At 72.4% G+C, this 25,897-nt stretch carries 25 protein-coding genes and 1 pseudogene; 13 read left to right on the plus strand and 13 right to left on the minus strand.

All coding sequences use genetic code 11. The features are described 5' to 3' along the window. From AC2YHB_RS05845 to AC2YHB_RS05865, 5 genes and pseudogenes are all read left to right on the plus strand, one after another. Nucleotides 1–220 (plus strand): annotated as a pseudogene (locus AC2YHB_RS05845) (primosome assembly protein PriA); the annotation flags it as partial. A gap of 118 nt (nucleotides 221–338) precedes the next feature. Further along, nucleotides 339–884, plus strand: a complete 546-nt coding sequence (gene def / locus AC2YHB_RS05850) for a peptide deformylase (RefSeq protein WP_036545053.1) — start codon at nucleotides 339–341, stop codon at nucleotides 882–884. Further along, nucleotides 881–1,807: a methionyl-tRNA formyltransferase gene (gene fmt / locus AC2YHB_RS05855; protein ID WP_036545055.1), complete on the plus strand. Its 927-nt coding sequence runs from the start codon at nucleotides 881–883 to the stop codon at nucleotides 1,805–1,807. Before def ends, fmt begins: the two co-directional genes overlap by 4 nt. Continuing rightward, the gene (locus tag AC2YHB_RS05860) at nucleotides 1,804–3,138 is read left to right on the plus strand and encodes an RsmB/NOP family class I SAM-dependent RNA methyltransferase (RefSeq protein WP_487353654.1); all 1,335 of its coding nucleotides are present in this window, start codon (nucleotides 1,804–1,806) and stop codon (nucleotides 3,136–3,138) included. The genes fmt and AC2YHB_RS05860 overlap by 4 nt, the downstream gene beginning before the upstream one ends. Before the next feature lie 57 nt (nucleotides 3,139–3,195). After that, entirely contained in the window at nucleotides 3,196–4,212 is a 1,017-nt protein-coding gene (locus AC2YHB_RS05865; RefSeq protein WP_487353655.1) for an LLM class flavin-dependent oxidoreductase, read from the plus strand. A 1-nt stretch (nucleotide 4,213) separates the two neighbouring features. On the opposite strand, the gene AC2YHB_RS05870 is transcribed toward AC2YHB_RS05865, so the two are convergent. Beyond that, a complete protein-coding gene (locus tag AC2YHB_RS05870) occupies nucleotides 4,214–4,567 on the minus strand; it encodes a MerR family transcriptional regulator (RefSeq protein ID WP_036545059.1) in 354 nt (117 codons plus the stop codon). A 70-nt stretch (nucleotides 4,568–4,637) separates the two neighbouring features. On the opposite strand from AC2YHB_RS05870, the gene AC2YHB_RS05875 reads away from it, so the two are divergent. Next, nucleotides 4,638–5,864: an MFS transporter gene (locus tag AC2YHB_RS05875; RefSeq protein WP_487353656.1), complete on the plus strand. Its 1,227-nt coding sequence runs from the start codon at nucleotides 4,638–4,640 to the stop codon at nucleotides 5,862–5,864. Here AC2YHB_RS05875 and AC2YHB_RS05880 read toward each other — a convergent pair. Further along, nucleotides 5,821–6,435 carry a hypothetical protein gene (locus AC2YHB_RS05880; protein ID WP_487353657.1) on the minus strand — a complete coding sequence of 205 codons (615 nt, stop codon included), beginning with the start codon at nucleotides 6,433–6,435 and terminating at the stop codon, nucleotides 5,821–5,823. The genes AC2YHB_RS05875 and AC2YHB_RS05880 overlap by 44 nt on opposite strands. Then, nucleotides 6,432–6,941, minus strand: coding sequence for a SigE family RNA polymerase sigma factor (locus AC2YHB_RS05885; RefSeq protein WP_487353658.1), 510 nt, complete (start codon nucleotides 6,939–6,941; stop codon nucleotides 6,432–6,434). The genes AC2YHB_RS05880 and AC2YHB_RS05885 overlap by 4 nt, the downstream gene beginning before the upstream one ends. A gap of 93 nt (nucleotides 6,942–7,034) precedes the next feature. On the opposite strand from AC2YHB_RS05885, the gene ligD reads away from it, so the two are divergent. Continuing rightward, nucleotides 7,035–7,988 carry a non-homologous end-joining DNA ligase gene (ligD, locus tag AC2YHB_RS05890; protein ID WP_218864780.1) on the plus strand — a complete coding sequence of 318 codons (954 nt, stop codon included), beginning with the start codon at nucleotides 7,035–7,037 and terminating at the stop codon, nucleotides 7,986–7,988. On the opposite strand, the gene AC2YHB_RS05895 is transcribed toward ligD, so the two are convergent. The 3 genes from AC2YHB_RS05895 to AC2YHB_RS05905 are packed head-to-tail and all read right to left on the minus strand — an operon-like array spanning nucleotide 7,985 to nucleotide 11,776. Continuing rightward, nucleotides 7,985–10,198 (minus strand): hypothetical protein, encoded by a 2,214-nt coding sequence (locus AC2YHB_RS05895; RefSeq protein ID WP_487353659.1) that lies wholly within the window; start codon nucleotides 10,196–10,198, stop codon nucleotides 7,985–7,987. The genes ligD and AC2YHB_RS05895 overlap by 4 nt on opposite strands. A gap of 5 nt (nucleotides 10,199–10,203) precedes the next feature. Further along, nucleotides 10,204–11,295: a COG1470 family protein gene (locus AC2YHB_RS05900; RefSeq protein WP_487353660.1), complete on the minus strand. Its 1,092-nt coding sequence runs from the start codon at nucleotides 11,293–11,295 to the stop codon at nucleotides 10,204–10,206. Nucleotides 11,296–11,323: 28 nt separating this feature from the next. Beyond that, nucleotides 11,324–11,776, minus strand: coding sequence for a hypothetical protein (locus tag AC2YHB_RS05905; protein ID WP_179651557.1), 453 nt, complete (start codon nucleotides 11,774–11,776; stop codon nucleotides 11,324–11,326). Nucleotides 11,777–11,970: 194 nt separating this feature from the next. Here AC2YHB_RS05905 and AC2YHB_RS05910 point away from each other — a divergent pair, with 194 nt between their 5' ends. Both AC2YHB_RS05910 and AC2YHB_RS05915 read left to right on the plus strand, forming a co-directional pair. Next, the gene (locus AC2YHB_RS05910; RefSeq protein WP_487353661.1) at nucleotides 11,971–13,176 is read left to right on the plus strand and encodes a kynureninase; all 1,206 of its coding nucleotides are present in this window, start codon (nucleotides 11,971–11,973) and stop codon (nucleotides 13,174–13,176) included. Between the two features lie 114 nt (nucleotides 13,177–13,290). Further along, nucleotides 13,291–17,583 carry an Ig-like domain-containing protein gene (locus AC2YHB_RS05915; protein WP_179651555.1) on the plus strand — a complete coding sequence of 1,431 codons (4,293 nt, stop codon included), beginning with the start codon at nucleotides 13,291–13,293 and terminating at the stop codon, nucleotides 17,581–17,583. Nucleotides 17,584–17,650: 67 nt separating this feature from the next. Here AC2YHB_RS05915 and AC2YHB_RS05920 read toward each other — a convergent pair whose 3' ends face one another. The 3 genes from AC2YHB_RS05920 to AC2YHB_RS05930 form a co-directional block, all read right to left on the minus strand. Further along, nucleotides 17,651–17,860, minus strand: a complete 210-nt coding sequence (locus tag AC2YHB_RS05920) for a hypothetical protein (protein WP_036545074.1) — start codon at nucleotides 17,858–17,860, stop codon at nucleotides 17,651–17,653. Between the two features lie 132 nt (nucleotides 17,861–17,992). Next, entirely contained in the window at nucleotides 17,993–19,132 is a 1,140-nt protein-coding gene (locus AC2YHB_RS05925) for a beta propeller repeat protein (RefSeq protein WP_179651553.1), read from the minus strand. Next, nucleotides 19,129–19,617, minus strand: coding sequence for a SigE family RNA polymerase sigma factor (locus AC2YHB_RS05930; RefSeq protein WP_487353662.1), 489 nt, complete (start codon nucleotides 19,615–19,617; stop codon nucleotides 19,129–19,131). Before AC2YHB_RS05930 ends, AC2YHB_RS05925 begins: the two co-directional genes overlap by 4 nt. A gap of 107 nt (nucleotides 19,618–19,724) precedes the next feature. Here AC2YHB_RS05930 and rpe point away from each other — a divergent pair, with 107 nt between their 5' ends. Next, nucleotides 19,725–20,390, plus strand: coding sequence for a ribulose-phosphate 3-epimerase (gene rpe, locus AC2YHB_RS05935; RefSeq protein WP_179651550.1), 666 nt, complete (start codon nucleotides 19,725–19,727; stop codon nucleotides 20,388–20,390). Here rpe and AC2YHB_RS05940 read toward each other — a convergent pair. Beyond that, on the minus strand, nucleotides 20,387–21,010 hold the full coding sequence (locus tag AC2YHB_RS05940; protein ID WP_487353663.1) for a hypothetical protein: 624 nt from the start codon (nucleotides 21,008–21,010) through the stop codon (nucleotides 20,387–20,389). The two genes, rpe and AC2YHB_RS05940, sit on opposite strands and share 4 nt — an antisense overlap. 23 nt (nucleotides 21,011–21,033) lie before the next feature. On the opposite strand from AC2YHB_RS05940, the gene AC2YHB_RS05945 reads away from it, so the two are divergent. Continuing rightward, the gene (locus AC2YHB_RS05945; protein ID WP_179651546.1) at nucleotides 21,034–21,543 is read left to right on the plus strand and encodes an MOSC domain-containing protein; all 510 of its coding nucleotides are present in this window, start codon (nucleotides 21,034–21,036) and stop codon (nucleotides 21,541–21,543) included. On the opposite strand, the gene AC2YHB_RS05950 is transcribed toward AC2YHB_RS05945, so the two are convergent. Next, a complete protein-coding gene (locus AC2YHB_RS05950; RefSeq protein WP_179651544.1) occupies nucleotides 21,515–21,955 on the minus strand; it encodes an OsmC family peroxiredoxin in 441 nt (146 codons plus the stop codon). The two genes, AC2YHB_RS05945 and AC2YHB_RS05950, sit on opposite strands and share 29 nt — an antisense overlap. A 78-nt stretch (nucleotides 21,956–22,033) precedes the next feature. On the opposite strand from AC2YHB_RS05950, the gene AC2YHB_RS05955 reads away from it, so the two are divergent. Next, nucleotides 22,034–22,471, plus strand: a complete 438-nt coding sequence (locus AC2YHB_RS05955; RefSeq protein WP_487353664.1) for a MarR family winged helix-turn-helix transcriptional regulator — start codon at nucleotides 22,034–22,036, stop codon at nucleotides 22,469–22,471. 10 nt (nucleotides 22,472–22,481) lie between these two features. Here the strand turns inward: AC2YHB_RS05955 and AC2YHB_RS05960 are convergent, their stop codons facing one another. Then, nucleotides 22,482–23,363 carry a MaoC/PaaZ C-terminal domain-containing protein gene (locus tag AC2YHB_RS05960; RefSeq protein ID WP_179651540.1) on the minus strand — a complete coding sequence of 294 codons (882 nt, stop codon included), beginning with the start codon at nucleotides 23,361–23,363 and terminating at the stop codon, nucleotides 22,482–22,484. After that, nucleotides 23,363–25,060 (minus strand): 3-oxosteroid 1-dehydrogenase, encoded by a 1,698-nt coding sequence (gene kstD, locus AC2YHB_RS05965; RefSeq protein ID WP_179651538.1) that lies wholly within the window; start codon nucleotides 25,058–25,060, stop codon nucleotides 23,363–23,365. The genes AC2YHB_RS05960 and kstD overlap by 1 nt, the downstream gene beginning before the upstream one ends. A gap of 33 nt (nucleotides 25,061–25,093) precedes the next feature. On the opposite strand from kstD, the gene AC2YHB_RS05970 reads away from it, so the two are divergent. Beyond that, complete coding sequence (locus AC2YHB_RS05970) at nucleotides 25,094–25,897, plus strand: 2-keto-4-pentenoate hydratase (protein WP_487353665.1); 804 nt, start codon at nucleotides 25,094–25,096, stop codon at nucleotides 25,895–25,897.

A 25,897-nucleotide genomic window follows, 5' to 3' on the forward strand; every position in this document is an offset into this window, starting at 1 on the left:
CCTCGACGACCTGCAGGCGCTGGCGGCGCTGCCCGAGGCGACGGACGTGCTCGGCCCGGTCCCCGCGCCCGGCGGCGACGAGGGGGAGGAGCGACTCGTGCTGCGCGTCCCGCGGACCCTCGGTGCCGAGCTCGCCCACGCGCTCGCGGAGGCGCAGCGGCTCCGCTCCGCCCGCAAGCTCGAGCCGGTCCGGGTGCAGCTGGATCCCCTGGAGATCTGAATTGGCCGAGCGTCTCTCCGGCGCGATGACGGGGGCCAGCAAGCTGGCGTCGCGCGCCTCCCGCCACGCTGCCGGCCGACGAATCTGAGGTTCTGCCGCGCCTCACTAGGATGACGCGGTGGCCATCCGACCCATCCGCCTGTTCGGCGACCCGATCCTGCGCAAGCCCGCGATCGAGGTCGTCGAGTTCGACGCCGAGCTGCGCCAGCTCGTCACCGACCTGACCGACACGATGCTCGACGCGCCGGGCGCCGGCCTCGCCGCGCCCCAGATCGGCGTCGGGCTCCGCGTCTTCACCTGGTACGTCGACGGCGAGGTCGGCCACCTGGTCAACCCGGTCCTCGACCTGTCGGCGGAGACCCAGGACGGCCCCGAGGGCTGCCTGTCGCTGCCGGAGCTCACCTACGACTGCCTGCGGGCGCTGTCGGTCGTCGCACGCGGCTTCAACATGCACGGCGACCCCGTCACCATCGAGGGCTCCGAGCTGCTCGCCCGCGCGATCCAGCACGAGACCGACCACCTCGACGGCATCCTGTTCATCGACCGCCTCGACGACGCCGCCCGCAAGGCCGCGATGCGCGAGATCCGCGAGTCGGAGTGGTTCGGCCTCGAGAAGCCGACGGTCAGGATCTCGCCGCACGCGACCGGGGGCTTCGGCCGATGAGGGTCGTCTTCGCCGGGACGCCCGAGGTCGCCGTACCCGCCCTGGACGCCATCGCCGCGTCGCCCCACGAGCTGGTCGGGGTCGTCACCCGCCCCGACGCGCCCGCCGGCCGGGGCCGCAAGCTCACGCCCAGCCCGGTGGCGCAGCGCGCCGAGGAGCTCGGCATCCCCGTCCTCAAGCCCGCCCACCCGCGCGACCCGGACTTCCAGGAGGCCTTGAAGGCGCTGGAGCCGGACTGCTGCCCGGTCGTCGCCTACGGCGCCCTGATCCCGCGCAGCGCGCTCGACATCCCACGCCACGGGTGGGTCAACCTGCACTTCTCGATCCTGCCCGCCTGGCGCGGCGCGGCGCCCGTGCAGCACTCGATCTGGGCCGGCGACGAGTTCACCGGCGCGACCACCTTCCGGATCGTCGAGGCGCTGGACGCGGGCCCGACCTTCGGCGTGATGACCGAGCGGATCCGGCCGACCGACACCGCCGGCGACCTGCTCGCGCGGCTCGCCGAGGGCGGCTCGTCGCTGCTGGTCGCGACCCTCGACGGCATCGCCGACGGCGCGCTCGAGGCGCGCGAGCAGCCGGCGGAGGGCGTCAGCCTGGCACCGAAGATCTCCGTCGACGACGCCCGTGTCGACTGGACCGAGCCCGCGGTCGCGGTCGACCGGCGGATCCGCGCCTGCACGCCCGGACCCGGCGCCTGGACGACCCTGGACGACGAGCGGGTCAAGCTCGGCGCCGTGACGATCGAGGAGGGCGTCGGCGACCTCGCTCCCGGCGCGATCCGGGTCGGCAAGAACCACGTCCTCGTCGGCACCGGCACCGACGCCGTCCGGCTCGGCGAGGTCAAGGCGTTCGGCAAGAAGCAGATGGGTGCGGCCGACTGGGCGCGTGGCGTCCGGCTGCCGGAGACGGCGACCTTCGAGTGAAGCGGGTCGACCCGGCGCGGCTGGCTGCCTTCGAGGTGCTCAAGGCGGTCCGTGTCGACGACGGCTACGCCAACCTCCTGCTCCCGGCGGCCCTGGCGCGCCACGGCCTGAGCGGCCGCGACGCCGCCTTCGCCACCGAGCTGGCCTCGGGCACGATCCGACGGCAGGGCACGTACGACGCCGTCCTCGCCGCCTGCATCGACCGCCCGTTGCGCAAGGTCGAGGCCAAGGTCCTCGACGCGCTGCGCCTCGGCGCCCACCAGCTGCTCGGGATGCGGGTGCCGACCCACGCCGCCATCGACACGACCGTCACGCTCGTGCGGGCCAAGGTCAACCAGGGCGCCGCGGGCTTCTGCAACGCGGTGCTGCGCAAGGTCGCCGCGCAGGACCTCGACGCCTGGCTGGCCCAGCTCGCGCCCGGCACCGGCACCCGTGACCTCGCGATCGCCCACAGCCACCCGGCGTGGGTCGTCGACGAGCTCCGGACCGCGCTCGGGGATGCCGCGGGGGAGCTGCCCGAGCTGCTGGCGGCGGACAACGTCGCGCCCCGGGTCATGCTCGTGGCCCGGCCCGGGAGGGCCACCCGCGAGGAGCTGCCCGGTACGCCGACGTCGTACTCACCCTTCGGCGTGGCGCTCGACGGAGGTGACCCGTCGTCGGTCCCCGCGGTGGCCGAGGGGCGTGCTGGCGTGCAGGACGAGGGTTCGCAGCTGGTCGCCCTCGCCCTGGCGGCCTCGCCGGTCGAGGGCCGCGACGAGCGCTGGGTCGACCTGTGCGCCGGTCCGGGCGGCAAGGCGGCGCTGCTCGCGGCGCTCGCCGCGGAGCGGGGCGCCGCCCTGACCGGGATCGAGCTGCACCACCACCGCGCGCGCCTCGTCGCCCGCGCCGCGTCGGGCCCGGGCCTGGCCGGTGTCGTCCAGGCGGACGGGACCCGGGCGCCGTTCGCGGACGGCAGCGTCGACCGGATCCTGCTCGACGCCCCGTGCAGCGGTCTGGGCGCGCTCCGCCGTCGCCCGGAGGCCCGGTGGCGGCGCTCGGCCAGGGACGTGGCCGAGCTGGTCCCGCTGCAGCGTGCGCTGCTGGCCGAGGCGGTCCGCGTGCTGCGGCCCGGGGGAGCGCTGCTCTACGCGACCTGCTCGCCCGTGCTCGCCGAGACGGCCGGCGTCGTCACGGCGACCCTGGCCGACCACCCCGAGGTGCGGCTGGAGGACGTGCGCGAGCACCTGCCCGTCGTACCCGATGCGGACGGGCCGCTGCCCGGCACCGTCCAGCTCTGGCCCCACCGGCACGGCACCGACGCGATGCTCCTCGCGCTGCTGCGCAAGGCCTGAGCAGGCCTGGGCAGGCCTGAGCAGGAATGAAGCAAGAAGGTTGACGGTTCAACCATCATGAAGAAGATCGGGTTCCTCTCGTTCGGGCACTGGACGCCGAGTCCGCAGTCCCAGACCCGCAGCGCCGCCGACACCTTGCTCCAGTCGATCGACCTCGCGGTCGCGGCGGAGGAGCTCGGCGCGGACGGCGCCTACTTCCGGGTGCACCACTTCGCCCGGCAGCTCGCGAGCCCCTTCCCGCTGCTCGCGGCCGTCGGCGCGCGCACGAGCCGGATCGAGATCGGCACCGGCGTGATCGACATGCGCTACGAGAACCCGATGTACATGGTCGAGGACGCCAGCGCCGCCGACCTGATCTCGGGCGGCCGGCTCCAGCTCGGCATCTCGCGCGGGTCACCGGAGCAGGTGATCGACGGCTGGCGCTACTTCGGCTACGCCCCGGCGGAGGGCGAGACCGAGGCCGACATGGCCCGCCGCCACACCGAGGTCTTCCTCGAGGCGCTCAAGGGCGAGGGCTTCGCCCAGCCCAACCCGCGCCCGATGTTCGCCAACCCGCCCGGCCTGCTCCGCATCGAGCCGCACTCCGAGGGCCTGCGCGACCGGATCTGGTGGGGCGCCGCCTCCAACGGCACCGCCCGCTGGGCCGCCGGCCTCGGCATGAACCTGATGAGCTCGACGCTCAAGGAGGACGAGGGCGGGCAGCCGTTCCACGTCCAGCAGGCCGAGCAGATCCGGATCTTCCGTGAGGCGTGGGCCGAGGCGGGCCACGCCCACGAGCCGCGGGTCTCGGTCAGCCGGTCGATCTTCCCGCTCGTCTCCGACGAGGACCGGATGTACTTCGGCCGCCGCCCGGACGGCGACCAGGTCGGCCAGATCGACAACATGCGCGCGATCTTCGGACGTTCGTACGCCGCCGAGCCGGACCAGCTGGTCGAGCAGCTGCGCGAGGACGAGGCCATCGCCGCGGCGGACACGCTGCTGCTGACCGTCCCCAACCAGCTCGGCGTCGACTACAACGCGCACGTGCTCGAGTCGATCCTCACCCACGTCGCGCCCGGCCTCGGCTGGCGCTGACCTAACGGGAGGTCTGCGCCAGCACCTGCCGGATCGTGTCGCGGCTCCGGGTCAGGCAGGTGATCCGCTTCTCCAGCCCGTCGAGCTCGGCCGCCAGCAGGGTGGCCAGCTCGCGGGAGCAGGTCGCGGCCTCCTTGGCGCAGGCGGCCTCGGCCTCCAGGAGCGCCTTGACGAGGCGGGTGGGGATGCCGGACTGGATCAGCCCGGCGACCCGCTCGACCTGCTCGACGTGTGCCTCGCTGTAGGTGCGGTAGCCGTTGGGGAGGCGGTCGGCCTCCAGCAGGCCCTGCTGCTCGTAGTAGCGGATCAGCCGCGGTGCGACCCCGGTGCGCTCTGCCACCTCGCCGATCTTCATGTCTCCTGCCTCACATCTCCGGACGAGAACCTTGACATTGACATCAGTGTAAATGTCTACCGTCGAAGGCATGACGACCACAAGTCCCCTCCCGACCCCGCCCCGTCCTGATGCACCCGCCGAGCCCGGCCTTCCCTGGCCGGCGCTGCTCGTCCTCGGCGGCGCGACCCTGGTCATGGTGACCGGCGAGATGCTGCCGACCGCCGTGCTCGCCCCGATGAGCGCCGGCCTCGGCGTCACGGACTCGGCTGCCGGCCTGCTCGTCAGCATCTGGGCGGCGGTCGTGGTGGTGGCCAGCTTCCCGCTGGTCCACCTGACCCGCCACCTGCCCCGCACGACCGTGATCGCGGGCAGCCTCGTCGCGTTCGGCGTCGCCTCGGCGCTGACGGCCCTCGCGCCGTCGTACGCCGTCGTGGTGGGCGCCCGCACGCTCGGCGCCGCCGCGGTGGGGCTGCTGTGGTCGACCGTCAACGCGCACGTCGCGGACCTCGTCCCGGACCGGCTCCTGGGCCGGGCCACTGCCGTCGTGCTCGGTGGCGCGACCCTCGGCATGGTGCTGGGCACGCCGATCGGGAGGTTCGTCGCCGACCTCGCCGGCTGGCGGTCGGCGTTCTGGGTGCTCGCGGTGGCCAGTGGCCTCGCGGCAGTGCTGGTCCGGCTGGTCGTCCCCACCGGCCGCCCTGCGGCACACGTTTCCACGGGGGAGCAGGAGCCGGGCGACGCCGGGTCCCTGCGTCCGATGGTGCTGGTGACCGTGCTGGTGGCGCTGGTCCTGGTCGGCCACTACGGCGCCTTCACGTTCATCACCCGGCTCGGCGAGCCCGCCGACGCGGCGCTGCCCGGCGGCATGGGCAGCGTGCTGCTGGTCTTCGGGCTCGCCTCGGCCCTCGGAGTCGCCCTCGCGGGCAAGGTCACCGGCGACACCGGCCGGGCGCTGGTGGTCGCGACCGCCGCGACGGCCGTGTCGCTGCTCGCGCTGGGAGCGGCCGGTCAGCAGCGGTGGCTCGTGCTGGCCGCCGTCGTGGCGTGGGGCGTGGCGTCGGGCGCGCTGCCGCCGCTCGCGCAGACCCTCATCCTCCGGCTTGCCGGACCCACGCACCGGACGCTGGCCGGCGCGCTGATCCCCGTGCTCTTCAACGGCGGCATCGCGATCGGGGCGGCCTTCGCCGCCGGCGTGGTCGCGGTCGGAGGGGCCGGTGCGGTCGTCGTACCGGCGGCGGCCCTGGTGGCGCTCGCTGCGGCGGGGCTCGCCGTCAGGGGCGCTGCCAGGAGTCCGCGAACTGCATTCCGGCGATGACGGCCTTCAGCTCGGCCGACGCAAGCGGCTCGGCACCGCCCTGGATGCTGACGAAGTAGTTGCCGTGGACCGGGCTGACCCACATCGAGGAGCCGCCCTTGTCGGGGTCGCCCGCCCAGGCGTCGTGCTCCGCGCCGTCGCGGACGTTGACCGAGATGCCGTCGGTGCCCGGCTTCGTGCACCACATCTTGTCGTCGACCGGGTACGACTCGCAGCTCCAGCCGGGAGCCACGAGGGTCACCGGCAGCGTCGGCTCGCCGGCCGGCGCGGTCACGGAGGCGTCGGCCTCGGTGACCGTCGCGGTCGGGCTCGGCTCGGGCGACGTCGAGGTGGCGACGTCGGGGTCGGCGGCCGTCGTACCCCCTCCGCCCTGGGTGACCGCCACGCCGACGCCGACGACCGCGACCGCCGCCGTGCCACTCGCGACGGTGGCCACGCGGCGCCGTCGTCGCAGTCGCAGCCCTGCGCGCAGCGACGAGCCGGCGAGGTGCTCGAGGTCCGGCTGCTCGGAGCGCATCCGCTCGCGCAGTGCGGGGCCGATCAGGGTGTCGATGTCGTTCATCTCGTTCACGGGAAGGTCCTCTCGGGGATGTCGACCAGCGGGCGGAGCCGCTGGAGCGCTCGGCGGGCGCGGGTGCGGACGGTGGTCTCGGTCAGGCCCAGGTCGGCGGCCGTCTCCGCCACGCTGCGGTCCTCCCAGTAGCGCAGTACGACGATCGCGCGATCGAGCGGCGCGAGGGTGCGCAGCGCCTCGAGGAGGTCGAGCCGCGTGCCGGGATCGGGCTGGTGCCCCTCGTCGGGCGGGGTGAGGTCGCCGGGACGCTCGCCGTTGCGGCGCAGCCGGCGGTGGGACAGGAAGGTGTTGAGCAGCGTGGTGCGGGCGTACGCGAGCGGGCTGTCCGCGGCCTGCACCCGCCGCCAGCTGACGAACACCTTCGCGTAGGTGGCCTGGGTCAGGTCCTCGGCGAGGTGGTGGTCGCCGGTGAGCAGCATGGCAGCGTGGTGCAGCTGGGTGCCCGTCTCGCGGACGAACGCGGTGAACTCCGCCGCCTGGGTGACGGAACTGCTTGCCTTCACAACCCTTGAGACGCCACGGACGGCCGGTTGTAATGCAGGTCGTCCAGCATTTTCTCGCCGATGCCGTCGGTCGCGGCCGCTAGTCTCGGCGCCATGGCGTCCCCGTCGGTCGAGATCGAGGTCGAGAACCGCGTCGTCCGGGTGAGCAATCCCGACCGCGTCTACTTCCCGGAGATCGGCGCCACGAAGCTCGACCTGGTGGAGTACTACCTCGCCGTCGGCGAGGGCATCGTCAACGCCCTGTGGGAGCGGCCGTGCATGCTGCACCGGTTCCCGAAGGGGCTCGAGGGAGACAAGGTCCACCAGAAGCGGCTCCCCGCCGGTGCGCCCGACTGGGTCGAGACGGTGCAGCTGTTCTTCCCACGCTGGAAGCGCACGGCGGACGAGCTGTGCGTGACCGAGCTGGCGTCGGTGATCTGGGCGGTGCAGATGTCGACCGTCGAGTTCCACCCGTGGAACAGCCGGCGCGGTGCCACCGAGATGCCCGACGAGTGGCGGATCGACCTCGACCCCGGGCCCGCGTCGTCGTACGACGACATCCGCAGGGTGGCCCACGTCGCGCACGAGGTCCTCGACGAGCTGGGCGCGGTCGGCTACCCCAAGACGAGCGGCAGCAAGGGCCTGCACGTCTACGTCCGGGTCAAGCCCGAGCACGACCACAAGGGCGTACGACGGGCCGCGCTCGCCTTCGCCCGCGAGGTCGAGCGGCGCGCCCCGGACCTGGTGACGACGACCTGGTGGAAGAAGGACCGCGACCCCGCAGCGGTGTTCGTCGACTACAACCAGAACGCCCGGGACCACACGATCGCGGCGGCGTACTCGGTCCGCGGCCTGCCGGATGCCCGGGTCTCCACCCCCGTCCGCTGGGACGAGATCGACGATGCCGACCCGCGCGACTTCACGATCCGAACCGTGCCGAAGCGGTTCGCCGAGATCGGCGACCTGCACCACGACATCGACGACCACGTCTTCGACCTCGCACCCCTGCTGGAGTGGGCAGACCGCGACGACCTGCCGGTCGACGACGACGATGGGGATGCCGGCTAGGTGCCACTCACGGTGAAGGTGCGGGTGGCCGTCGTGGTGTTGCCCGCAGCGTCCTTCACGGTCACCACGAGCGTGTAGCTGGTGGCGTTGAAGTTCGGCTGGCCGTTGCTGCCCTGGAAGACGAGCGCGTTCGACGTCCACAGGCCGCCGCTGCCGCCGAGCGTGATCGCCGTGGCGCAGTTGCCGGCGTCGAACGTCGTCGAGCCGGTTCCGCTCCAGCACCGCCCGTTCGACTTCGTGAGCTTGATCGTCACGCTGGCGACTCCGACGTTGTCGCTCGCTGACACGCAGATCCTGCCCTGGTTGCCCGGGAGCCCCGTGCTGCAGGCGATGCTGTTCCAGCCGCCGGTCTCGTTGCCCGGCTCGATCGCTCCGATCGTGGGGTTCGTCGTGTCGGCCGACGGGTTCACCGTGACATTCGCCGACGTGCTGGCGGAGAGATGGTTGGCGTTGCCCGGCTGGGTGGCCGTGAGGGCGCAGGTGCCGGCGCCGACATAGGTGACCGTGCTCCCGCTGACGGTGCACACCGACGACGCGCTGGTGGTCGAGAAGGTGAAGCCGGTCAGGCCGCTCGATGCCGTGGCGGTCAGGGTGGTCGAGGCTCCGGCCGTCACCGGCGACGCCGGGTTGAAGGTCACCGTCTGCGCCGCCTTGGCCACCACGAAGGTGACCGAGGCCGTCGGCGCCGGCGCCCAGGTCCCGTTGCCGGCCTGGTCGGCGGTGACGGTGCAGGTGCCGGCTGCCACGAACGAGATCGTGGCCCCGTTGGTCCCGGAGCTGGTGCAGACCGCAGGGGTGGTCGTGCCGAAGGTGACCGGGTTGCCGGACCCGCCGCCGGTGGCGGAGACCATGTAGCCGCCGAGGTAGGTCGGGGAGGACGGCGTCGTGATGCCGGTGATCGCCTGCGCCTTGCGGGTGACGGTGACCGACTGGGTCACCTGCGTGGCGGCGAGGTAGTCGTCATTGCCCGCCTGGTCGGCCGTCAGCGTGCAGATTCCCTGCGCCGTGAAGGTGACGGTCGCGGCTCCAGGGCCGGTCGGCGAGACGGTGCAGACCGACGGCGAGGTGGTGGCGAGGACGACCGGGTTGCCGGAGCCCCCGCCCGTCGCGGTCAGCGCGTAGGTGTCGCCGACCTTGGCGTCGGTGGGCGGCGTCGAGGTGATGGTGACCGCCTGCGCGGCCGGCGAGATCGCGAACGACTGCTGGACCGTCGGAGCCGGGAGGTGGTTCGCGTCGCCGGCCTGGTCCGCGTCGATGGTGCAGGTGCCCGCCTTGAGGTAGGTGACGGTCCCGCCCGAGAGCGAGCAGTTGGCCGAGGTCGTGGCGTCGACGGTGAGCACCACCGGGTTGCCCGTCGCGCCTCCGGTGGCGCTCGGGTGGTAGCCGCTGCCGCCGACGACCGCGGCGACCGGCGGGGTGCTGGTGAAGCTGATCGCCTGCGCCGCCTTCGCTACCGCGAACGCCTGGGTCGCCTGAGGGGCTGCGCTGTAGTAGGCGCTGCCTGCCTGGTCGGCGAGGACCGTGCAGGACCCGGCGCCGACGAACGTGATGGTCGCGCCGTGCGTCCCCGAGCTGGTGCACACGGACGGCGTGCCGGTGCTGAACGTGACCGGGTTGCCCGAGGCGCCGCCGTCCGCGGCCACCGTGTACGTCGGGCCGTCGTACGTCGGGTCGCTGGGCTCGGAGGTGAACGAGATCGCCTGCGAGGCCTGCGCCACGACGACCGCGTCACTCGGCGTCGCCGCCGCGGTCCAGGTGGCCTGGACGGCCGTGACCACGTAGGTGTGGCTCCCGAGGGGGACGTCCTCGTCGGTGCAGGACGTGGCCGTGGTGGTGGCCGAGGCGGAGGTGCCGCAGGCGTCGACGGCGGGGCCGCTGAGCGGAATGCGCCGCACGCGGTAGCCGTCGTGGGCGATGCCGCCGGTCGCCGCCGACCACGAGAGCTCGACCTCACCGGTGCCGGGCGTGGACGTCGCGGTGACGTCCGTCGGCGGCTCGAGGGTGCCGGTCGTGACGCTGCCCGAGCCCGTGCCGTCGGAGGTGAAGAACGCAGCGGCCACCCCGCCCAGCGACAGGCCGGCGGCGAGGACGAGCGTGACCACGAAGCCGGGCCGTGCCGTGCGGCGAGCGGTCGTGCTGACCCGTCCGCGTCCGCGGTGCCGGGCGTCGCCCGGGCGGCGCAGCCGTGAGGTGGTGGCGGTGGTCCTCATCGTCCTCACGCCCCGTTCCCGGCGCCGGTGTAGGCGAGCTGGACGACGGCGCCCTTGCAGGCGTCCTGGTTGGTCGGGAGGTTCAGCATCCGCACGGACGGCCACTGTGCGCGTGGGACCCCGAGCGACGACAGCGAGCGCGTGCTGTTCGCCGGGATGGTCAGCGGGAAGGGGCCCGCGTAGCCGGCGACCGCGTAGTTCGCCGTCGTACAGCCGGGCTTGTCGGTCGAGATGAGGTCGACGCCGAGCGCGGTGACCGTCATCGGCGTATCGAACGGGTTCGTCAGCCGGAGGTCGATCGCGGCGGGCTCGCTCCCGGGGGCCAGGACCCGGTCGGGCGTGCCGGTGATCGGGAAGTCGGCGTAGGTCTGCGGCACCACGACCAGGTACGCCGACGCGGTGGCGGACGCGAGCAGCGCCTGTCCCTTGACGGTCACCAGGTAGGTCCCGGGGACGACATTGGTCGCGGTGCTGATCCTGACCGTCGCCGTGCTGCCCAGCAAGGAGAGCGACGGCGAGACGGTGGCGGTCGCGAACTGCGGCACGCCGGTGACGCTGAGCGAGATCGGTCCGGCGAGCAGGCCGCGGTTGACCGTCAGCGTGTACGACGTCGACTGGCCGTCCACCACCGTCGCCGCCGGCGGCGAGAGGACCATGGTGAACCCGGTCGCGAGCGTGACGTTGAGCTGGAAGGTCACCGATGCCGACTGGCCGGCACTGGTCGCGGTGATCCTCACGAGGTGGCTGCCGACGGGCGTCGACGCGCTGGTCTGGATCGCGACCACGGCAGGCAGGCCGTTGACCATCGGGTTGGGCAGGATTGTGGCGCTCGCGCCCGCCGGGACCCCGCTCACGCTGAGGTGCACGGGGCCGAGCACGGACCCGGGCTGGCTGACCGTCACGGCCACGACGGCCTGCGAGCCGACGGTGATGCCGACCGACGTGCGGTCGACGCTGATGCCGAGGCCGACCCCCACGGTGGTGGCGGTGGGCTGCACGGCACTGGCGCCGAGCGACATGGCCAGGAGGGCGGCGAGCGCCAGCACCAGCAGACGGACGCGTCCGCGGTACCCGCCCATCGGGATCCTCCCGGCCATGTCGACCCAGCTCCTCGCGTCGTCCGCGTCAGCTCGCGGCGACCTCGAGGTTCACCGTGACGTTCTTGCAGGCGTCCTGGTTGGCGGCCCGGTTGACCATCGTGATCTCGAAGGTGCCGTCGACAGTGCCTCCGGCGGCGACGTCGCCGTACGTGATCGTGGTGGCGCTGACGTCGAAGTCAGCGTCGGTGCAGCCGCTGTTCGACGTGTCGACCACGGAGGCGACGGTGTCCTGCAGCGCCTGCACGCCGGTGTTGTTGTTCTTCACGTGGAACGTGACGGTCTCGCCCGGACCGCCGGGGGTGAGGCCGCCGAGGTCGGTGCTGTCGATCGTGACCTCCCACGCGACGGAGTCGCCCGTGGTGACCGAGCCGGTGCCGGTGCCGTCACTGGTCCAGTACGCGAACGCGACACCGCCGGTGACGACGGCGGCGGTCACGCCCCCGATGACGGCAGCCTTCTTCTTGGTCATGCGGAGCATGTCGATGCCTTTCTCTCTGAGCTGCCGATGAGGGGCTCGGCGTCCCTGGCTCCCGAGAAGGCTCTGGACGGTCCCCGGAACCGTCCGTGTCGCACGCTGAACGCGAGGGCCGTGGCGGTCGTTACGCAGGGGACGGGCAAATCTCGCCCGACCAGCGGAAGTGAGGACACCTCTCCGGGGAGTAGGTTCTGCGCGTGACCCTCGATGCCGCGGCACTCGACGCCGCCGACCCGCTCGTCGCCCACCGGGACCGCTTCGTCGGCGCCGCCTCGCCGCTGGTCTACCTCGACGGCAACTCCCTCGGGCGCCCGCTGCGTGCGACGGAGGACCGGATCGCGCGCTTCGTCGCCGAGGAGTGGGGCGGGCGGCTCATCCGGGGCTGGGACGAGCGGTGGTTCGAGCTGCCCCTGACCCTCGGCGACCGGCTGGCCGCAGCGACGCTCGGCGCCGCGCCCGGCCAGACCGCCATCGGCGACTCGACCACCGTGCTGCTCTACAAGCTGGTCCGCGCTGCCATCGCGGCGCGCCCCGGCCGGCGCGAGGTCGTCATCGACGTCGACAACTTCCCGACCGACCGGTACGTCGTCGAGGGCGTCGCGAAGGAGTGCGGCCTGACGATCCGGTGGCTCGACGTCGAGGCCGACAGGGGAGTGACGCCCGAGGCGCTGGCGCCCGCCCTCAACGACGACACGGCGCTGGTCGTGGTGAGCCACGTGGCCTACAAGTCGGGCTTCATGGCCGATGTCGCCGAGCTGACCCGGCTCACCCACGAGGCGGGAGCCTGGATCCTCGTCGACCTGTGCCACTCCAGCGGCGCCGTGCCGGTCGAGCTCGACGCCTGGCAGGTCGACCTCGCCGTGGGCTGCACCTACAAGTACCTCAACGGCGGGCCGGGCTCGCCTGCGTTCGGGTACGTCGCGCAGCGCCACCTCGACGCGGACGCCTTCCACCAGCCGGTGCAGGGCTGGATGGGCGCGGCCGACCCGTTCGCGATGGGCCCGGCCTACACGCCCGCGCCGGGGATCCGCCGCCTGATCAGCGGTACGCCGCCGGTGCTCGGGATGCTCGCGCTGGAGGACATGGTGGGCCTGCTGGAGGAGGTCGGCATCGAGGCGGTGCGGGCGAAGTCGGTCGCCCTGACGTCGTACACGCTGGAGCTGGTGGACCGCGACCTGCCCGAGGTGGAGGTGGTCTCGCCGCGCGACGCAGCGGAGCGCGGCGGGCACGTCACCCTCCAGCACCCGCGGATGCGCGAGGTGACCGCGGCGCTGTGGGAGCGCGACGTGCTGCCGGACTTCCGCAACCCGGACGGCCTGCGGATCGGGCTGTCGCCGCTGTCGACCTCGTTCACCGAGGTGGCGCAGGGGATCGCGGCGATCGGCGAGACCCTGCGGAATTGAAGAGGCTTTACCAGTCTGAAATGCCTCGCGCATCTAGGTGATACTTCAACTACCTAGCCTCATCGGGCCCGGGTCACCCCCCCACCGGGCATCCCGAGATCGATGAGGTTGCGCATGAGAATCACCCGTGCACGCAGGGCCCTTCTGCCCCTGGTGCTCACGCTCTCCGTCCTGTCGGTGCCCCTGGTGGCCGGCACGGCGTCCCCCGCCCGGGCGGCTGACGGCACACCCGACTACTCCGCCCTGCCCGACCCGACGGCCCGCGGCGGCTACACCCCCAGCACCATCCAGGAGGCCAAGCTCGGGCTGGTCGACCTGCAGGAGCCCAACTCGAGCGGCGCGGCACCGGGCACGGGACAGGCCCAGTCCGCCGAGCAGCTGGAGATCCGCGGTGCGCTGTACTACCCGGCGGACCGCGCCGAGCCGAGCCCGGTCCTGATCCTGGTCCACGGCAACCACGGCTCGTGCGACGCCGGCCAGGATGCCGCGAACGCCAGCTGCGCGGCCTTCAAGCGCAACGAGGCGGGCTACGCCTATCTCGGGGAGAACCTCGCGACGTGGGGCTACACGACCTTCTCGGTGTCGCAGGACCAGCTGATGATGCGCCAGGACAACAACAAGGGCAAGGGCATGCACCAGCGCCGGCTGCTCATCGCCGCTGCGCTCGACGCCCTGTCGGAGGCGAACGCGGACGGGCTCGCGGACGACGCCCACACGACGATCGGCGACACCCTCAAGGGCAAGCTCGACATGACGCGCATCGGCCTGATGGGCCACTCCCGTGGTGGTGACGCGGTCACGAGCTTCATCGACTACAACCGGACGCGGACCGACGGACCGCGCTACCCGCTGCGGGGCGTCATCTCGCTGGCACCGGTCGACTACGAGCGCAAGGCGCCGTACGGCATGCCGTACATGTCGATCCTGCCGTTCTGCGACGGCGACGTGTCCAACCTGCAGGGAGCCCGCTTCTACGAGCGCAGCCAGTACATCAACCCCGGCGACCCGTTCCCGCGCATCCAGTCGAGCCAGCTCGGCGCCATCCACAACTGGTACAACACGGTCTGGTACGCCGACGGCGGCGCCGACGGCCAGGGCAACAACGACGCCGCCTGCGGCAACTCGGCACCGTTCGCGAGCACCAACGTCCACCCGCACAACCTGCGGCTGTCGGGTGCGGCGAACCCGCAGGCGATCGTGACCCGTCCCGGGACCACCAACGGCAGCCACGACACGGTCAAGACGGACAACTACGTCATCGACAACGACGACACCTTCAACCCCCTGGTCAACACCAAGATCTCCGGCGACCCCGCGCGGATGGGCGACCAGGAGAAGATCGGGCTCGCGACCATGGCGGCGTTCTTCCGCCGCTACGTCGGTGGTGAGGGCGCGTTCGAGCCCTACATGACGGGTGAGCTGTCGGCCACGGCCTCGCACCGGCAGATCCCGGCCAGCGCGTGCCCGACCTCGGAGTCGGCGACCAGGATCGACTGCGGCGAGTACGTCTCGACGAGCTACTTCGCCGCTCCCGACGAGCGCGTCGACATCATCCGCCCGGAGATCACCAACCCGCTCGGGCAGAACGCGCTCGGCGCACCGCTGACCGGGACCGGCTTCGCCGAGTACGACTGGTGCAACCCGGAGCCCGACGACTTCGCTCCCGCCCAGCTCGGCAAGACCACCCAGCCCACCGGGGCGAAGGCGTGCCCGCTGCCGGCCAAGGCGGCGCTCGGTGGCCAGAACGGCACCCGTGAGAACGCGCCGGTCAACCACTCCTACGGCCGCCAGCTCGCGCTGGCGTGGGAGGCCGGCAAGAAGGCGCGGCTCACGGCCGTCATCCCGGCCGCCGACGCCGATGTCAGCGGGCTGAAGGCGCTCGCCATGGGCGCCGACGTCAACTTCTTCGACCTGCGCAACCCCGGGGCGGACAACCGCGGGGACAACACGAAGGTCGGGGCGGAGTGGCCGAACGAGCTGCCCACGTCGTACGACCCCACGTCCACCAGCCAGGACTTCGTCATCGCGCTGACGGACCGGACGGGTCATGAGGGCACGGTGCACGCGGGAGACCCGAAGTGGGGCAACGCGCTCCACATGTCGACGGGCACCAACACGCCCAACACGCACATCGTGCTCGACCAGATCCGGGTGCCGCTGACCGAGTTCGCCGACCAGGGGGTCGACCTGACCCAGGTGGCCGAGGTGGAGCTCCGTTTCGGTGAGGCGGACACCCCGTCCTCCGGCTCCATCCAGCTCGCCGACGTCCGCTTCCAGGAGAAGGACGGTGCTCCGCAGGTCCTCTCGGACGGCGCGGACAAGGCGGACGGTGCCGGGCACGGCGCCCCCGGATCGGGTCCGGACCCGGCGACCTACCTCGAGGCGTACGACGTCTCGAAGGGCAACCTCGCGCTGGTCGACACCGTCGGCCAGCGGGGCGCCAACACCGTGTGGACCGTCGACGACGACAAGGCGCAGTGCCCCGACGCGCAGTTCTCCTCGATCCAGAAGGCCGTCGACTTCGCCGCGCCGTGGGACACCATCGCGGTCTGTGCCGGCGTCTACGAGGAGTCGTCCACGCCGGTCGCCCACGCGAGCAACCCGGTCGCCCTCGAGGCGACGAACGGCCTGACCATCACCAAGCCGCTGAAGATCAAGGGTGCGGGAGCCGACAAGGTCACCATCAAGCCGAAGCCGTCGGTCGACGACCTCGCGGGCCTGGTCCCGTACCTCCGCGACGGCGGCGGCAACGTGATCACCGTGTCGCGCCAGTCCCTCGGATCCACCGACACCAACGAGATGTTCGTCGACATCTCGGGCGTGACGGTCACCTCGGGCGACACCTGGGCCGAAGCCGGCATCGCCTTCTTCGGGGCCGCCGGTCGCGTCAACGACTCGGTCGTCGGGCCCCTGCGGACGGCGACCAGCGCCGGCGAGCTGGCCGAGCACCCGCACGGCTACGGCATCGTGAAGACGAGCCTCATCCTGGGGGCCGGCAAGGGCACGGTCGAGAACGAGGTCACCGTGACCGACTCGGTCGTGACCGGCTACCAGTCCGGCGGCATCCTGTTCGACGGAGGCCGTGGCAAGGACGGCGCCGCCGACAACGCCGTCCGCACCGGCACCCGGCAGCACGGCTACGTGGTGCGCACGGTGGTCAAGGGCCGCAAGAGCTCGGTGTTACCGCAGACGGGCGTCGAGTTCACCAACGGGGTCGACGGGCTGGTCAAGGACAGCCGCATCACCACCAACTGGTTCGCGCCCGACCCGGCACGCTCCAGCGGGCTGCTGCTGACCGACGCAGGAGTCGAGGGCGGCCAGCTGACCGCGTCCGGCAACGCGATCACCGGCAACGGCATCACGGTGGCCAATGTCGTCGCCGACGGCAGCGCCGTGCGGACCGACGCGCCGTTCACCATCTCCGGCAGCTACCTCGGGACGGCCGCTCCGGCGACCTCGGGCGTCGGCGACCCGGCGACCGGCGTCGAGGCCGTCACCGGGAGCGGCTCGGTGGTGGTGTCACAACGCGCGACCTCGGTCCCCGCCGGTGTGCCGAGCACGGTCGGTGCGATCGTCGACGACGCCCCCGAGGGGCGGGTGGTCGAGCCGACCGGCGCAACGGAGCTGACCGTCGGTCAGCCCGTCACGCCGATCGTGCGGGCGAGCGACGACCTCGCGGTGGCGGCGGTGACCCTGCTCGCCGACGACGTCGAGGTGGCCACGTCGCAGCACGCGCCGTACACCTTCACCTTCACGCCCACCGGCGAGATGGCGGGGGAGGACGTCACCTTCAAGGCCCGGATCACCGACGCCGCCGGCAACGTGACGACGTCGGAGGCCGTCACGGCACCGGTGGTCGCCGCGCCGCCCGGGACCCTCGTGCCGGCGACACCGACGATCACGGGCACCGCCCGCGTCGGCGTGAAGCTGACGGCGGTGGCGGGCACCTGGGGTCCGGAGCCGGTGACGCTCGCCTACCAGTGGCTCCGGTCCGGTGCTCCGATCGCGGGAGCGACCAAGGCGACGTACACCGCCGTCGCCGCGGACCGGGGGAGGACGCTGTCCGTGGCGGTCACCGGCACGAAGGACGGGTTCACCACGCTGACCGTGCCGAGCGCACCGACGGGCAGTGTCGCGGCCGGAGTCCTGACGACGGCCCTGCCCCGGATCACGGGCACCGCCAGGGTCGGGCGCACCCTCCAGGTCGCGGTCGGTGCCTGGGGGCCGGCGCCGGTGACGACGAGGATCCAGTGGTTGCGCAACGGCAAGGTGATCCGTGGTGCGACCCGTGCCGGGTACCGGTTGGTCAGGGCCGACCGCGGCAAGCGCATCACTGTGCGCGTGACCGGCTCCAAGGCCGGCTACACCACGCTCACGCGGACGAGCACGGCGAAGGTGATCCGTTGACGGGCTGATCGGGTGCGTCGCCGGGCCGGGGGAGAGTCACCGACTCTCTCCCGGCCCATCCGGCTGGTCAGGCGCTGAGCGGCGGGTGCATCGCCTCGCGCAGCTCACGGGCCTGCTTGTGCAGGATCACGGCGGCGAAGCCGTTGCCGCAGGCCTCCTCGCGGTCCGCCTCGACGTCCCACGCGTCGGCGAGCCGGTTCGCCACCGCGCGCGGGTCGGACGCGTCGTCGCCGGTCGCCATGGACCGCTTGCGCGCCTCGCTGTTCATCATGGCCATGGGACGGCCTCCCCCCGGGGAACTCCTTCGGCTCCCTGTCTCCATGATCGACCGGCGGAGGTTGGTCCGGAGTTGTCCTGAGCGAATTGATCCGGGGGCCGCGGTGCCGTCCGGTGTCGGGCGCGGCCCGGGTCAGCGGACCGGCCGCCAGGTCCTCCCGCCGTCGAGGGACTCCTGGAAGGCACCGAAAGCCGCGAGCCACAGGTGGTCGCCGATCGCGGCGAGACCGCGCGTGACCTCGTCCGGGGGAAGGTAGGTCGTGATCGCCTGCTCGCCGTCGGCCGTGATCAACCGTTCGTCGTCGCGGAGGCGGAGCATCAGTCGGTCGTCGTCGATGGCTGCGTAGCCGTCGTTGGCCGCGGTGGCCACGGCCCGGAAGGGTTCGAAGCCGGCCTGCTCGGGGCGCCACCGCGAGATGTGGACCTTGCCGTCGTCCTCGGTGCACCCGACGAACAGCGCACCCGTCGAGGACACGGCGCCGCCGTTGCACGGCTGGGGGAGTGTCGACCAGGTCTCGCCCAGGTCGCGGGTCACCGCGAGGTCGGTGCTGTCGACCTCGGCGTGGAGTGCCGGCACCAGCACGAAGGCGTCGCCCACCGCGACGACCGCACTCGGGTCGACGTCGTCGCTGACCGCGACGGGCGTGAGCTCGTCGCTCCCCGGCGAGACGAACCAGGCCTCGTCGGTGGAGTCCTGGAACACCATCGCGCCGTCGTCGTTGACGGCCAGGGTCCTCTGGTCCTCCTGCTCGCCGCCGCGGAGCGGGGGAAGGTCCAAGGTCGTCCAGGTGCGGGCGCCGTCGTGGCTCGCCCAGATCGAGCCACCGCTCGCACCCTCCACCCAGGCGTCGGTCCCGTTGGACGCGACCTGGAGCCTGAGCACCTCCCAGGTGGGGATCTCGCCCAGCTCGATCCAGCGCTCGTCGCGGCGGTAGACCCTCGAGCAGTCGCACTCGAGGTCGGTCACCAGCGCGAACAGACGGTCACCGGCCACGGCGAGTGACGCCGGGGCGTCCGGCACGCCGCCGAGGCCTTCGGTGTTGCCGTCGCTCACGTGGTTGGTCGGCCGACGCTCGTCGTCGCCGCTCGAGCCGATGCCCACGGCGACGGCGCCCGCCAGGGCGAGGGCCGCGGCAGCGGTGCCCGCGACGGCCAGGCGGGTCTGGCGGCGTCGTCGGACGCCGGCCCGGACGCCATCCGCGAAGCGGGCGGTGTCGACGTCGACCTCCGCGGCGAACGCCCCGCGCAGGGCGTCCTCGAGTGCGTTGCTCATCGTGCCTCCTGCCGGTCGTCGTACGTCGGGAGCTGGCGTCGCAGCGCGAGCATCGCCCGGTTGGCCTGGCTCTTCACCGTGCCGACCGAGCAGCCCAGCACCTCGGCGGTCTGCACCTCGGTGAGGTCCTCGTAGTAGCGCAGGGCGACGACCGCCCGTTGGCGTGCCGGCAGCGCCCGAACTGCGGCGAGCAGCTCGTGATCGGCGGGTCGGTCGTGGACGGCGGTGTCGTCGAGCGCCTCGAGGGGACGCTCGCGGCGCACCTTGCGCCACACGGAGATGCTGCGGTTGACCATGGCGCGACGGACGAACGCCTCGGGGTCGTCGAGCCGGCGCCAGCGCACGAGGGCCCGCTCCAGCGCATCCTGCACGAGGTCGGCTCCGCGCTGCTCGTCCCCGGTGAGCGCCCGGCCGAGCCGCAGCAGGTGGGGGAGCCGGGCCGCGACGAACGCGTCGAACGCTGCGTCGTCTCGGTCCTGGGCCACGACCGCACCTCCCTGGATGAGCTCCATGCCCCGATGACGCACGAGTGCCAGGAATGGTTGTACGCGATTTTCCGGACGCCCGGGCGCGCTCCCTAGACTGACCGTCCGTGGGCCACATCCAGATCACGCCGTCGATCCTCAACTCCGACTTCGCCCGGCTCGGTGAGGAGGTCGCCCGGATCCCCGGCGCCGACTGGGTGCACGTCGACGTCATGGACAACCACTTCGTGCCGAACCTGACCTTCGGGCCGACGATGGTCGAGGCGCTGGCCCGGGTCAGCCCGGTGCCGCTCGACGCGCACCTGATGATCGAGGACGCCGACCGCAACGCCCCGGCCTACGTCGAGGCGGGGTGCGGCTCCGTGACCTTCCACGTCGAGGCCGCGAAGGCCCCGGTGCGGCTGGCCCGCGAGATCCGCGCCGCCGGCGCGCGGGCGTCGATGGCGCTCAAGCCGGCCACGCCGATCGAGCCCTACGAGGACCTGCTGCCCGAGCTCGACATGGTGCTGATCATGACCGTGGAGCCGGGCTTCGGCGGCCAGAAGTTCCTCGACATGTGCCTGCCGAAGATCCGTCGTACCCGCGCGCTGATGGAGAAGCACGGCGTCGAGACCTGGCTCCAGGTCGACGGCGGGGTCTCCCTCGAGACCATCGAGCGCTGCGCCGAGGCGGGGGCCGACGTGTTCGTCGCCGGCTCGGCGGTCTACTCCGCCGACGACCCGGACGCGATGGTCGCCGCGCTGCGGGCGAAGGCCGAGGACGCCCGCGCCTAGGCCTCCAGCTCGAGGCGTACGTCGGGGCGGTGGGCCTGCAGCCAGTCCCGGACCTGCCCGGCACGGTCCATGGTGGTGGGCCCGAGGATCATCGCGAGTGCCCCCGCGGCAGCGCTGATCCCGAGAGCCGCCGCCTTGACGGCCTCGTACGGCGACCCGACGGTCAGCTGGATCGCGCTGTCGTCGACGGCGACGAAGCGCAGGACCGGGGCGTCGTGCTCCTCGCGGAAGTACGGCGGCCCGAGCCGGTGCACCCGGAGCTCGACGCGTGCGACGTCGGCCCACGCGAGCGCTGCCCAGCCGCCCTCGTCGGTCAGCGAGCCCGTCATCATGCCGACCCCGGTCTCGTCGAGGCGCAGCACGAGGTCGGTGCGCAGCAGCCCGCGCCGGTTCCGGAGGCGGCGCGCTCCCCAGACGACCGCAATCGCGCCGACGACGATGACGAGGGCGCCGTTGAGCTGCTCCGGGGTCTCAAGGTCCTGGGTGGCGACGGCGACGACTCCCGCGCCGGCGAGCAGGACGCCGGCGGCGACGGCGCCGGCCGCGGCCGCGATCACCCCACGTGAGCCGGGAGCCGGCGTCCGGCGGATCTCCAGCGGTACGGTCCCCGAGGTGTCCATGGCCCGCAGCCTAGGGTTGCGCCATGGATCCGCGTGACGAAACGCCCGTCGCGACATCGACGGTCGAGGCGATCCACGTCGCCAAGGCGTCCCGGCTGCCGATGCAGCCGAAGGACGTCGTCGAGGTCGAGGCGGGCAAGGGCATCGTGGGGGATCGCTACCACGGCACCCGGCACCGGCACGTGACCGTGCAGAGCCGGGAGACGCTCGACGAGGCGGCGCGGGTCTTCGGCCGCGCGGTGCCTTCGGAGCTGACCCGCCGCAACCTGACGATCGCTGCGGGCGTCGTACCCCGGGACCCGGGGGCGCGGATCCGGGTGGGGGACGTGCTGCTGGAGGCGGTCCGGGTGGCGGCGCCGTGCAAGCTGCTCGACGACACGATCGGCGCCGGAGCGCAGGAGGCGCTCCGGCGCCGGGCCGGGACCGTGTTCCGGGTGCTCGAGGGCGGGACGATCCGCGTCGGCGACCCGGTGGACCTCGCCGTGGAGCGGGCCGTGGGGGAGGTCAGCTCTCCAGCGCCGCGTCCAGCGTGATCGGGACCGCGGTCAGCGCCTTGCTGACCGGGCAGCCGACCTTCGCCGCTCCGGCGGCGGCCTGGAAGCCGTCCTCGTCGAGGCCCTCGACCTCGGCGCGCACGGTGAGCTTGATCGCGGTCAGCTGGAAGCCGCCGGCCGGGTCCGGGCCGAGCGTGACGTCGGCCGAGACGTCGAGCGCGATGGGGTTGCCGCCGGCCTTGGCGATCTCGTTGGACAGCGACATCGCGTAGCAGGCCGAGTGGGCGGCCCCGATGAGCTCCTCCGGGCTGGTGGTGCCGTCGGCGTCGTCCGCGGCACGCTTCGGGAAGGACACCTCGAAGGTGCCGGCGCCCGACGAGGTCAGCTCGACCTGGCCGGTGCCGTCCTGCAGGCCGCCGTTCCAGGCAGTGCGTCCGGTGCGAGTGGGCATGGGGTGGTTCCTCTCGGTTGGGGATGACGATCAGTTGTGTAGTGCACAAGATAGTCGTCTACGAGGTATATTCCAACCATGAGGAATTCAGCCCTCGCCACCCCGGTCCTCGACGACCTGATCTGCTTCGACCTGTACGCCGCCTCGCGCCAGGTGACCGCGGCCTACCGGCCGATCCTCGGCGAGCTCGGCCTGACCTATCCGCAGTACCTCGTGCTCGTCGTCCTCGGCGCGCGCGACGAGATGCTGATCAAGGACGTCGGCCGAGAGCTGCGGCTCGACCACGCGACGTTGTCGCCGCTGCTGCGCCGGCTCGAGCGCGACGGCCTCCTGACCCGGCGCCGCAGCGCGGACGACGAGCGCGCCGTCGTCGTCGCCCTGACCGACGAGGGCCGGGCCGTGCACGCGCGCTTCGGCGAGGTCCACTGTCGGATCGCGGAGGCGCTCGGCATCACCGTCGAGCAGGCCAACCAGCTGCGCAGCCTCCTGCGCGGGCTGACCGCCCAGCTCGACTGAGAGCCCGGCCTCAGGCCGGCGTCAGCACGCAGTCCGCGAGGACGGGGGAGCCGTCCCGCTCGCCGCCCTCGATGGCCGCGGACCCGATGATCGCGTCGTCCGTGCGCCAGCCGGAGACCCGGATGGTCTCGCCGGGGAACACCACGCCGGAGAAGCGGCCGGTGAACCCACCGACCTTCGAGGCGTCGCCGCCCAGGATGCCGTCGGTGAGCTCGCGCAGCACGATGCCCCACGAGCACAGCCCGTGCAGGATCGGGGCGGGGAAGCCGGCGGCCTTCGCGAAGTCCGGGTCGGCGTGCAGCGGGTTGCGGTCGCCGCAGAGCCGGTAGAGCAGCGCCTGCTGTGGCGTCACCGTGTACGACGACACGTGGTCCGGCTCGCGCTCGGGCACCTCGACGGAGGTGGCCGTGCCCCGGTCGCCGCCCCAGCCGCCCTCGCCCTTGACGAAGATCGACGAGCGCACCCGCCACAGCTCCTCGCCGGTGGCGTCGGACGTGGCGACGCCCTCCTGCCAGATGACGGCGGCCTTGACCTTGTCCCAGATGTCGGTGAGCGTGGTGCGGATCGTCGCGGTGCCCGACGTCGGCAGCGGGCCCGACACGGAGATGGACTGGGCGCCGTGGACGACCTGGGCGAGGTTGATGTCGCAGCCGGGCAGGTCGAGCGGCGGCGGGTCGGTCTCGTGGAAGGTCGGCGCGACGACGCCGAAGGACGGCAGCACCTGCAGGGCCGCGTCGTCGAGCGTGTACCGCAGGGCGTCCGCGGAGAGGTTGTCGCCCGCGCGGGCGCCCGCGCCGATGCCGAGGTGGTAGAGCAGGACGTCGGACTCGGTCCAGCTGAAGGTGCGGGCGCCGAGGTCGGCGCCGATCGCGACGGACGGGTCGATGGGCATCAGTCGGTTCCTTCGGTGTTCGCGACGTCCTGGTTGGCGTTGACCTGGTTGGCGATGTCCTCGGCGGCGAGGTAGCCGAAGACGAGGGCGGGGCCGATCGTGCCGCCCGGGCCGGGGTAGGTGTTGCCCATCACGGCCGACGACACGTTGCCGGCGGCGTACAGGCCCTCGATGACGGTGCCGTCCTCGCGCAGGACGCGGGCGCGCTCGTCGGTGACGAGGCCGCCCTTCGTGCCGAGGTCGCCAGCGACGATCTTGACCGCGTAGAACGGGCCCTTCTCGATCGGTGCGAGCGAGCAGTTCGGCTTGACGGTCGGGTCGGAGTAGTACTTGTCGTAGGCGCTCTCGCCGCGGTGGAAGTCCTCGTCGACGCCGGAGCGGGCGAAGCCGTTGAACCGCTCGACGGTCACGTCGAGGGAGCCCTCGGGCAGGCCCAGCTTGTCGGCGAGCTCGGCCAGCGAGTCGGCGCGCGTGACCACGCCCTCCTTGTACCAGCGCCCCGGGAAGGGCTGGCGGCCGGCGAGGCCGGCGAAGAGGTAGCGGTTGCGGTAGGTCTGGTCGAACACGAGGTACGACGGCACGTGGCTCACGCCGGTGGCCTCGCCCTTGTACATCTCGTGGGTCGCCTCGACGTACGGCAGCGCCTCGTTCATGTACCGCTTGCCGGCGGCGTTGACCATGATCGAGCCGGGCAGGTTGCGCTCGGCGAGGCAGAACCACGCGCGTCCCGGGAGCGGGATCGTGGGGCCCCACCAGGCGTCGTCGAGCAGGTCGGTGGCCGCGCCGGCCGCCGTCCCGGCCAGGAGGCCGCCGCCCGTGTTGGAGACGGCGCCCGTCGACCACTCGGTCGAGGTGGGCTGGGGGAGGAACTTCTCGCGCAGCTCCTGGCTGTGCTCGAAGCCGCCGGAGCCGAGGATCACGCCGCGGCTCGCGCGGATCTCGCGACGCTCACCGTCCCGCTCCACGACGACGCCGACCACGCGGCCGTCCTCGACGAGCAGGTCCTGCAGCGAGGTCTCGTACTCGACGGGGACACCGGCGTCCCGCAGGCCCTGGCGCAGGCCGATCGCGATCGCGTTGCCCATCGCGAACATCTTCTTGCCGAGCAGGAGCGAAAGGACCCGCTTGAGCATCACGCGGATCATCGTGAGCGGGCCCTTGATGGTGCGCAGGCCGAGGCTGATCTTGCGGTAGTCGCGCTGCATCACGATCAGGTTGGCCGGGGCCTTCGTGTACGGCGGGTGCAGGCGCTCCAGCTCCTCGCCGAGGAAGCGTGCGTCCATGGGCACCGGCTCGACGCTGCGACCGCGCGCGCGGCCGCCGGGCTGCTCGGGCAGGTAGTCGGCGTACTCGGGAACCCAGGTGAACGTGAGCGGGGTGTTGTCGCGGATGAAGTCCATGACCTCGGGGCCGCGGTCGATGTAGGTGTCGCGGCGGACCTTCGGGACGACGTCTCCGACGATCGAGTCGAGATAGGTCTTGGCCTTGTCCCGGTCACCGGGATCGTCTTGTCCTGCGGCCTTGAGGGCGTAGTTACTGGGGATCCAGACGCCGCCGCCGGAGCGGGCGGTGGAGCCGCCGAAGTACTTGCTCTTCTCGACCAGCACGGTGTCGAGGCCCTTGCGGGAGGCGGCGAGGGCGGCGGCCATGCCGGCGCCACCGGCGCCGACGACCACGACGTCGTAGGACTCCTTCATGCGAAAAACTGTAACAGGTTCTAGTATGTCCGTGTGACCTCACCAGACGCGATCTCGGCCGCCGTCGAGCGCCTTGCGACGGCCCAGGCGACCCGCGTGCCGTGCGCCGCCGTGCGTGACCTGATCGGCACCGACGACCTCCCGGCAGCCTATGCCGTCCAGCAGGGCCTCGTGCAGGCCCGGATCGCCGGGGGAGTGAGGGTCGTGGGCCGCAAGATCGGTGCCACGTCCGAGGCCGTGCAGAAGCAGCTCGGCGTCGACCAGCCGGACTTCGGCTACCTGCTCTCCGACATGGATGTGAGCGACGGTGTGGACGGCACGCCGATCTCGATGCGCACGCTCGTCCAGCCGCGGGTCGAGGCCGAGGTCGCGTTCGTGCTGGCCCGCGACATCGACGTACCGGAGGAGGAGATCACCCTCGAGCTGGTCCGCGGGGCCGTCGACGTCGCCCTGCCGGCGCTCGAGATCGTCGACTCCCGCATCGAGAGCTGGGACATCGGCTTCACCGACACCGTCGCCGACAACGCCTCCAGCGGCCTGTTCGTCGTCGGCCGCGACGGACTCCCGCTGAGCGGGATCGAGCCCCGTGACGTCGTCATGTCCCTCACCATCAACGGCGAGGAGCGCTCGTCCGGCAACGGTGCGGCGTGCCTCGGTGACCCGCTCGAGGCCCTGCGCTGGCTGGCCGTCCAGGCCGCCCGGTTCGGTGATCCGCTGCGGGCGGGCCACCTGATCCTGTCCGGGGCCCTCGGCCCCTTCGTGCCGTTCGCCCCGGGTGACCGGGTCACGGCGTCCATCAGCGGGTTCGCGCCCCTGACCGTCTCGTTCGAGGAGTAA

This window comes from Nocardioides sp. SRI_004 (assembly GCF_057586415.1).